This is a genomic window from Meridianimarinicoccus zhengii (genome assembly GCF_003254465.1).
Classification (GTDB): domain Bacteria; phylum Pseudomonadota; class Alphaproteobacteria; order Rhodobacterales; family Rhodobacteraceae; genus Meridianimarinicoccus; species Meridianimarinicoccus zhengii.
In genome coordinates this window covers 19,329-27,235 of record NZ_QDFI01000059.1, presented here as the reverse complement: position 1 = coordinate 27,235, position 7,907 = coordinate 19,329, and the positions used below count along the sequence as shown (strand labels likewise).

The 7,907-nt window shown below is 68.0% G+C and carries 10 protein-coding genes; 3 read left to right on the top strand and 7 right to left on the bottom strand.

Translation table 11 applies throughout. From position 1 onward, the window contains the following. From DDE13_RS16580 to DDE13_RS16550, 7 genes are all read right to left on the bottom strand, one after another. Positions 1-622: hypothetical protein (locus DDE13_RS16580; RefSeq protein ID WP_111405398.1), on the bottom strand; the 622-nt coding region annotated here is incomplete at its 3' end. 22 nt (positions 623-644) lie between these two features. Further along, on the bottom strand, positions 645-1,502 hold the full coding sequence (locus tag DDE13_RS16575; protein ID WP_111405397.1) for an ATP-binding protein: 858 nt from the start codon (positions 1,500-1,502) through the stop codon (positions 645-647). A 104-nt stretch (positions 1,503-1,606) separates the two neighbouring features. Further along, complete coding sequence (locus tag DDE13_RS16570) at positions 1,607-2,089, bottom strand: hypothetical protein (protein WP_111405396.1); 483 nt, start codon at positions 2,087-2,089, stop codon at positions 1,607-1,609. 35 nt (positions 2,090-2,124) lie between these two features. Continuing rightward, the gene (locus DDE13_RS16565) at positions 2,125-2,466 is read right to left on the bottom strand and encodes a hypothetical protein (RefSeq protein WP_235868744.1); all 342 of its coding nucleotides are present in this window, start codon (positions 2,464-2,466) and stop codon (positions 2,125-2,127) included. Positions 2,467-2,494: 28 nt separating this feature from the next. Further along, entirely contained in the window at positions 2,495-3,088 is a 594-nt protein-coding gene (locus tag DDE13_RS16560; protein WP_111405394.1) for a sigma factor, read from the bottom strand. A 112-nt stretch (positions 3,089-3,200) separates the two neighbouring features. Beyond that, positions 3,201-4,139 carry a helix-turn-helix domain-containing protein gene (locus tag DDE13_RS16555; RefSeq protein ID WP_162631058.1) on the bottom strand — a complete coding sequence of 313 codons (939 nt, stop codon included), beginning with the start codon at positions 4,137-4,139 and terminating at the stop codon, positions 3,201-3,203. After that, positions 4,108-5,343 (bottom strand): hypothetical protein, encoded by a 1,236-nt coding sequence (locus DDE13_RS16550; protein WP_111405392.1) that lies wholly within the window; start codon positions 5,341-5,343, stop codon positions 4,108-4,110. Before DDE13_RS16550 ends, DDE13_RS16555 begins: the two co-directional genes overlap by 32 nt. A gap of 364 nt (positions 5,344-5,707) precedes the next feature. On the opposite strand from DDE13_RS16550, the gene DDE13_RS16540 reads away from it, so the two are divergent. The 3 genes from DDE13_RS16540 to DDE13_RS16530 are packed head-to-tail and all read left to right on the top strand — an operon-like array spanning position 5,708 to position 7,862. Further along, on the top strand, positions 5,708-6,160 hold the full coding sequence (locus DDE13_RS16540; protein ID WP_111405390.1) for a DUF2924 domain-containing protein: 453 nt from the start codon (positions 5,708-5,710) through the stop codon (positions 6,158-6,160). Further along, a complete protein-coding gene (locus tag DDE13_RS16535; protein WP_111405389.1) occupies positions 6,157-7,482 on the top strand; it encodes a recombinase family protein in 1,326 nt (441 codons plus the stop codon). The genes DDE13_RS16540 and DDE13_RS16535 overlap by 4 nt, the downstream gene beginning before the upstream one ends. After that, a complete protein-coding gene (locus DDE13_RS16530) occupies positions 7,479-7,862 on the top strand; it encodes a hypothetical protein (protein WP_111405388.1) in 384 nt (127 codons plus the stop codon). The genes DDE13_RS16535 and DDE13_RS16530 overlap by 4 nt, the downstream gene beginning before the upstream one ends. Positions 7,863-7,907 lie beyond the last annotated feature (45 nt).

Here is a 7,907-nt window from a genome sequence, read left to right as displayed (position 1 = left end):
GTTGCGCGCCCCATGCCGGCGTGGGCGCCTGCCAGCCCGGCGCCGGCGCGCTCGCGGCCTTGCGCGGCGGGGCGTTGACGGGCTCCGGTGGAACGGCTTCGCCGCGCATGATCGCGGCATGCTGCGGCTCATCGGGCAGAACGACGTTCGCGATCCGGTTCTGGTCGCGGTATTGAGGGTTGGAAGCGGGCTCCACCATGATGCGCGCAGCGAAGACGATGCCGTCGAGATGCTTGAGCCCGGGCAGCACCCGCTTGGCCTTGGCGTCGGGGCTTTCGTCCCTGGGATCGAGCCCGAGAGCGCTGTCGACCATCGCCCGAAAGGTGGATTTCGAGATCTTCCAGCCGATCGACTGGCCCTTCTCGTCGACCTTGCCGCCCGCCACGGTGAAGCTCTGCCAGAACTTCCGCCGGGCATGCGGGCCCTCGAGGATGGTGAACTCGCAGTCCAGCATCTTCGCGTCGCTCGACTGCGAGGCCTTCAGGAGCTTGGCGTCCATCGGCGTGGCGCCGTCGACGCCGCCGGGGCGCACAGTCAGGCGGACCTTGGCGAAGGTGCCGTCGGGGATCAGCTCGCCGATGGGGGCCATCTGCGGCTGTGCGTCGTTGAGATCGTAGCTCATGGATCTGTCCTTTGCGTCTGAATCAGGAGAGGGTGGCGGTGTGGGCCGGGGCGCGGCCGTCGATCTTCGCGATCAGCGCGCCGAGATCGGGCGCCTCGGTCACATCGAGGCGGCCGGAGCGGTCCTTGGCGGGAAGGCCCCAGGGGTTGCCGGAGCGGCAGACGAGCCGGCGCTCGGCGGAGGTCTCATCGAGGGTCCAGTCGCCCTTGGCGTCGCGGCCGAAGAGCTGCATCGAGACCACCTGATCGACGATGCCCGGCAACTCGCGCCCGGCCTTCGTGCCCTCCATCTGCGGCTGCCAGGTCGCCGTGCCGAACTCGTCGGTCACCTTCTCGAGCACGCCGACGAAGATTACCGTCTTGCCGCGGGCGTGCTGCAGGTGCTTCAGCGCCTGGATCACCTCGCGGCCCAGGAGCCCGTAGGCGCCGCGGACATCGGGCTTGCCGGTCCGCTCGGAGAAGGCCTCCGGCTGCTGGCGGGCATAGGCCATGGCCTGCCGCGTCAGGTCGGTGATCGAGTCGACGAAGACGATCCGTTTCCGGGCGAGGAAGTCCTCGATGCCGGTGCCGAGGTACTGCTGTTGCAGCCAGGCGTGATACTCGGCGCCGTACCAGGACTTTGGATGCTGGGCCGGATCGTGCCCGCCGATCAGTACGGCGAGGTCGCGGAAATCGGTGAAGCTGCGCACCGGGATCGAGTCCCCGCGCCAGTCCTGCACCGACTTCATGCCGGCCTCGAGGTCGAGGCAGACCGTCTCCTCGGCGGGCAGCGTCTTCAGGAGCGTTGTCTTGCCGACGCCGGGCGGGCCGAAGATGGCGAGGGACGTCTTGTTCTCGGCGGCCGAGAGGCGTTCGTCGGCGGTGATGATGCGGAAGGCCATGGGGTTCTCCGGAGGTTGCGTTCAGGGTGCGCGGCGGCGGGGGTGACCGGGTGCCGAAGGGGAACCTGCCCGGCGTTGCCGACCGGGCGTCCCGCCGCCGCGCGTCACCGGTCTCGAGCCTCGAGCCGGAAGACGGGTTTGCCGGTGGTCTCGCTGCGCGCGTCCGCGAAGCCCTCGCGCATCGCCGCGGGCCAGGCGCCGAAGCGCCGCTCGGGCACGCGGTAGGCGATCTCGAGATACTCGGTGGGATCGTCGCCGGCGGCGCGGATGCGCTCGGCCATCGCGGCGAGGCGGTCCTGATCCCAGGAGACCTTCTTCGGCAGGTCGGCGACGATGACGACGCCCTCGTCCTCGACCCGCACGGTGCCGCTGGTCTTGCCCTGCGCGGCCCGCTCGGCCGCGGCGGCGGCCTCGTAGCGCTGCGCGATGCCGGCCTCGAGCCGGTCCCGCAGCCGCTTCACGCGGGCGGTCTCGGCGAGCGCCGTCGTCTGCAGATCCAGCAGCATCTCGGGCGGCAGCGCCGCGATGTCGCCGAGGGCGAGACCTTCGAGATCGTCGAAACGGGGGGCATTGTCGGGGTGCGGCATGGCGGGGTCTCCATTGGAGGGGAATGGCAGGGCCATCAGGCGGCATCGGCGTCTTCGAGGAGGCGGGCGAGCGGCACCGGCGTGCGACGCGGCCTGGTCCGGGCGATGGCGAGATAGGCGAAGCGGTCCGGACCGAGCCGCACCTGGACGAGGTGGACGAGGCCCGCCTCGAAGGCCCGGTGCGCGGCGCCGGCCAGCGCGGCCAGCCTGCGGCGGTCCGGTTCCGGCAGCGTCGAGATCACGGCCGTCGTGTCGATCCCGAGGAACCCGCGGTGGTATTCCAGCCGGTCGCCGGGCATCGCCTGCCCGATCCAGGCGCAGAACTCGATGTCGGTCAGCGGCCGGGGCCGCGCCGGGGTGAAAGCGGTGGGGGGCATGACGAGCATCTCCATGTCCTCCCTCTACTCACGCGGCTTCCGAACCGTCCCACCGTCCCCCGAGCCCGCGCATGGCGAGCTCGAGCCGGAGGCGTGCGAGGCGGCGGTAGAGGGCGGAGCGGGAGATGCCGTCGCGGCCGACGAGGTCGGCGACGGCGCAGGTGCCGAGCGCGGCGCAGAGCCCGCGGACGTCCTCCGGCAGGTCGGCGAGCGCCCGGGCGAGATCGTGGCGGGTCTCGACGTCCGCCGCGGCGCAACGATCCTGGCCATGCCAGGCGGCCAGCCCGTCCGTCTCCGCCAACAGGCAGCCCAGCGGATCGGCGCTGCCGGCGACGGGCGCGTCGAGCGACAGCATCGTGCCGCCCTGCGCCCGGCGCTGGCGATGGTGCCGGATCGCGATGCGCGAGCACTGGTTGCGGAGAACGAGACCGGCGAAGGCGCCGATGGAGCCGCGGCGCTTGTCGAAGCCCGGCAGCCGGCAGATCAAATCGACCAGAAGGTCCTGGCGGAGATCGTCGAGATCGGCCGCGGGGAGCGCCAGCTTGCGGTGCAGACGCCGCGCCGCGGCGTCGGCCTCGTCGATCAGCGTGGCAAGGTCGGAGGGAGAAATCGGGGGATACATCGGTGAAAGCCTCGGAACATCGTTTCTGATGCTCCGAGACTGCCGACCTCCGCCGGGCCGCCGGTGTGATTGGCGTGTGTTTGATGTGTGCCGGGTGTGTGCCCGACGGCACTCAGTTCTCTATGGCGACCTCTGACGGCGCGAGGCCGAGGCGGTACCCGTGCGACCGGACGGTCTCCACGAGCGTTTCGACCGCCTTTTCCGTGAGGCCGCAGGTGACGAGGGCCCTGCGCAGGTCCCGGACGATCTCTCGCGGTGTTCGCTGAAACTGCGCCTCGATCTCCTGCGCCTTGAGCACGGGGTCGCGCTGCACCGACCGTTCGACAAGCATTCTGAAGAGCGCGAACATCTGCGGGGGAAGATCGAGGCGGCGACCGTCCAGCACCGCGAACTGCCCTTGGCGATGCAGGACGAGCCTTATCCTGCCGGTCGATGTGCGCCGGTCGTCGAGGATCAGGCGGTCGACACCCTCCGGATCTGCCTTGACCATGTCGGCAAGCGCGCGGACCTCGATCCCGGCTTCGCGTAGCCGCAGGACCAGCGCAGGCTCCGGCTCCTTGGCGATGACCGTCACTGGTCGCGGCGCCGCCGCGGATTTCAGCGCGAGGATTGCGCCCGGCGTCTCCAACCGGTCCGCGACGTCGCAGATCATGAGCACCCGACCGGCAGGCCCGGAGCCGATCGCCCAGACTCCGTCCACGACTGTGGTGACGGCCCCGGCGAGACCGCCGCTCGCGCCGATCTGCCCTGCAAGCCGGTTGGCATCGACGCCGAACCGCGTCAGGTCGCCATCCTCGAGCACCACGTCCTCTGCCGCATCGTGCGGACAGCATGCGCGCAGTTCGTCGCCGATCTGCCGGATCGGGCGAACATCGAGGCCGCAATCACAATGCGCACAGACCGACCAGCTGTCCGCCTTCGGATGCTCGATCAGCACGCGCTTCCTCAGCAGGCGCTCGACCTCGCGCTCGGGAAATCGACGCAGCGCTCGGCCCGAGATCGAGACCTGCGGGCCGCCGTCACTCAGCCGCATCCACAACCATGCCAGCATCGCGGTCTTTCTCCAGCCCGTGGCGCGCGATCAGCGTGTGGACGGCCTTCTCGAACCGCGTCCGGCGAAAAGCGAGCGTGCCCGGCGGTTTCAGCTTCACGGTGACCTGCGCAGGCCGCTTGCCCTCCGACTTGAAGAAGACGCGGAACGAGATCTCGCCGAGCCGCCAGCCCTTGCCGAACTGCACTTCGCTGCCCTTGAAGTGCCGCAGCGCGCCGGTTGCGTCCTTCGATTCCCAGGTCCGGACGTAGCGCCATTTCGCCTCGTCCTCGTCCCACTCGAAATGGTCGGCGGCGGCGGCCACGATCCGCACGTCGAGGATGCGGTCGTCGTAGCGATGATCGAAAGCAAAGTCGGGGCCAGCCTCGCTGATCGGATCGAGGGTATAGAGGTCGCGGGCATCCTTGCCCGAGAAGAAACCGGGACGGCCAAGGACGTGCTTGGCGAAGATCTCGGCGAGATCCGCCTGCTGGGCCTTCACGACCCCGCCGATGAACAACCGCGCCTCTGCCGGCGAGTAGCGCAGCGTGGCGTATTTCACGGCGCGCAGTGGGATGATCTTTTCCTTGTCGCCGTCCACCACGGGTGTCGTCGCGACCGGGGCTCCATGGCTGACGACGAGGTTGATCTCGCCGTCCTCCTCGTAGGGCCCGAGGCGGCAATACTCGCCCTGAAGATCGCGGGCGAAAAGCTTCATCGCCGCAACCTTGAAGGCGTCGATGATCTCCGGCGTCAGGTCGGCGCTGACGTCGCGCTCCGGCCCTCGGAACTCGGCCAGTGCTGTCGGGGTCCGCAGGGCATGGAAGTCGGCCGCCGCCTCGAAGACGCTCTTGTGATGCAGGTAGGTGTGCAGCGCGACATGCTTCGGGTCGTGTCTGGCTGGCGCAGACTCCTTTTCGTCCGGTTCGGGATCGGGATAGAGCACCACGCCCTGCCGCCGCGCCTCGTTCAGGATGATCTGCATGCCCTCGTTGCTTCCGAGGTCTGCCACCCGGTGGAGATCGGCCACCATGCCCTCGTTCCAGGCGGTGACGGCCGCCTCGAAATGCTTCGCGAGCGCAGATCGGACATCTGAATCTTCGCCATCGAATTCGATTGGCACGTCCTTCGGCTCGAAGTGCCGTGCAAAGAGTTCCTTGATGAGGCCAAGATCGATAGTCTTCAGGAATTTCGGATTGACGAATTTCTTGAGGTCTGAACCCATTTTTTCACCTCGCTAATGCCGGACATGTTCTGATTATGTTCTACCCGACCAGACAACCGGGAGTCGAGTCCGAGGCGGCTCTACCCGCGCCTTTCCGGACTCCGTGGGACGGTTCGCGAATGCGATGAGTAGGAGAAGGGCGAGACATCACGGACCCGCCCTTCATGAAACGCCCCAATCCCCTGCCGCCCGACCGGATGACCCCTGCCGAACGCCGCACCGAGTTGTGCGGCCTGCTGGCGCTCGGGCTCGTCCGGCTTCGGCAGCGCGAGCGGGGTGAACCTTCTGACGGTACTGGAGAAATTCGCCTACACTCTCCGGCCGACCGATGCCGTCATGCAACTCCAACTCAACGGAGAACCGCATGACCGAGCACGACCCCATCCCCGCGCGCCTCGCCGCGCTGAAGACCGCCTCGACGCCGGAACTGAAGGCACAGTGGCGCGACCTGTTCGACAGCGAGCCGCCGCCGTTCAACCGCCGCTACCTGGAGAGCCGGCTGGCCTATCGGATCCAGGAACTCGCCTATGGCGGGCTGAAGCCCGAGACGGTCCGGCGGCTGGAACGGCTGGGCGAGGAACTCGACGGCGGCGATCGCAAGAAGAGCCGCGTCCGCGCCGACACCATGCCCATCGCCGGCACGCGGCTGATCCGCGAGTGGCAGGGCGTCGAACACGTCGTCACCGTCACCACGAACGGCTTCGAATGGCAGGGTCGGCCCTACAAGTCGCTCTCGGCCATCGCCCGCGCCATCACCGGCACACGCTGGAACGGGTGGGTGTTCTTCGGGCTGAAGAACCGGCGGGGGCGGACGTGACGAAGCCGCCCGAAAAATCGAAGGTCGTGCGCAAGTTGCGTTGCGCGGTCTACACCCGGAAATCCTCCGAGGAAGGGCTGGAGCAGGAGTTCAACAGCCTCCACGCCCAGCGCGAGGCCTGCGAAGCGTACATCGCCAGCCAGCGTTCCGAGGGCTGGGTGCCGGTCCGCGATCAGTATGATGATGGCGGCATCTCGGGCGGCACGCTGGAACGGCCCGGCCTGAAGCGGCTGCTGGAGGACATCGAGGACGGGCTGGTCGACGTGGTCGTGGTCTACAAGATCGACCGCCTCAGCCGGTCGCTCGCCGACTTCGCCAAGCTCGTCGAGGTGTTCGACCGCAACGGCGTGACCTTCGTCTCGGTGACGCAGTCGTTCAACACGACCACCTCCATGGGGCGGCTGACGCTGAACATCCTGCTCAGCTTCGCCCAGTTCGAGCGGGAGGTCACCGCTGAACGCATCCGCGACAAGGTCGCCGCGAGCCGAAAGAAGGGGATGTGGATGGGCGGCGTCCCGCCCTACGGATATCGCGTCGAGAACCGGAAACTGTTGATCGACGAAGAAACCGCCCCGCATGTCCGCTGGATCTTCGCCCGCTTCCTAGAGATCGGATCCGGGACGGAACTGGCGCGGGAGGTCGCGAAGCGCGGCATCCGCACGCCACGCGGCAACCGGATCGACAAGAAATACATCTATCGGATGCTCAGCAACCGCGCCTATATCGGGGAGGCGGTGCACAAGGGCGAAAGCTATCCCGGAGAGCACGACGCCATCATCGACCGCGAGAAGTGGGACGGCGTCCACGCCATTCTGCAGGAGAGCCCGCGCAAGCGCGCTGCGCGCACCCGCGCCGAGACGCCCGCGCCACTGAAGGGACTGCTCTTCGGTCCCGATGGTGCTGCGTTTTCGCCGACCCATACGCGCAAGGGCGCAAGACTCTACCGCTACTATGTCAGCCAGACCGTGCTGAAGCATGGCGCGGGGGCCTGTCCGATCGGCCGCGTACCCGCAGGCGAGATCGAGGCCGCCGTGATCGACCAGCTGCGCGCAGTCTTCCGCCAGCCCGAGATCGTTGCGGGGACGTGGAAGGCGGCACGCGCCCACGCCGATGACATTACCGAGGCCGACACCCGTGCGGCCCTGCAACAAATCGACCCGCTGTGGGACCGGCTGTTTCCTGCCGAACATGCCCGCATCGTGGCGCTGTTGGTGGAGCGGGTCGACATCGGCACAGGCGGGTTGAACGTCCGGCTCCGGATGGACGGCCTCGGAGGGCTCGCTCGCGAGATGCTGTCTGGCAGCATCGGAGCCGCGGCATGACCCGCGCGACGGCGGTCCCCAAGACGGTGACAGTCCACGTGCCATTCCGCATCGTGAAGCGCGGCGGGCGCAAGGAGATGCAGCTCCCGGAAGGCGCTGCGCAGCCGCGGCGCGCGGACAGCACGCTGGTCAAGGCGCTGGCCCGCGCGTTCCGTTGGAAGCGCATGCTGGAGTCGGAAGAGTTCGCCACCATCGGCGAACTGGCCGAGCGCGAGGGGATCGCCTTCACCTACATGGCCCGTGTCTTGCGCCTTACGCTGCTTGCGCCCGACATCGTCGAAGCTATCCTGGAAGGGAAACAGAGCTCGGACGTCACGCTGAAGGGGCTCATGGAGCCATTTCCGTTGGAGTGGCGATCACAGATGCCGCTGCTTTCCTGAGTGCTCGCCAAATGAAATTCGCCACGATACGGGGATTGCGGCAGC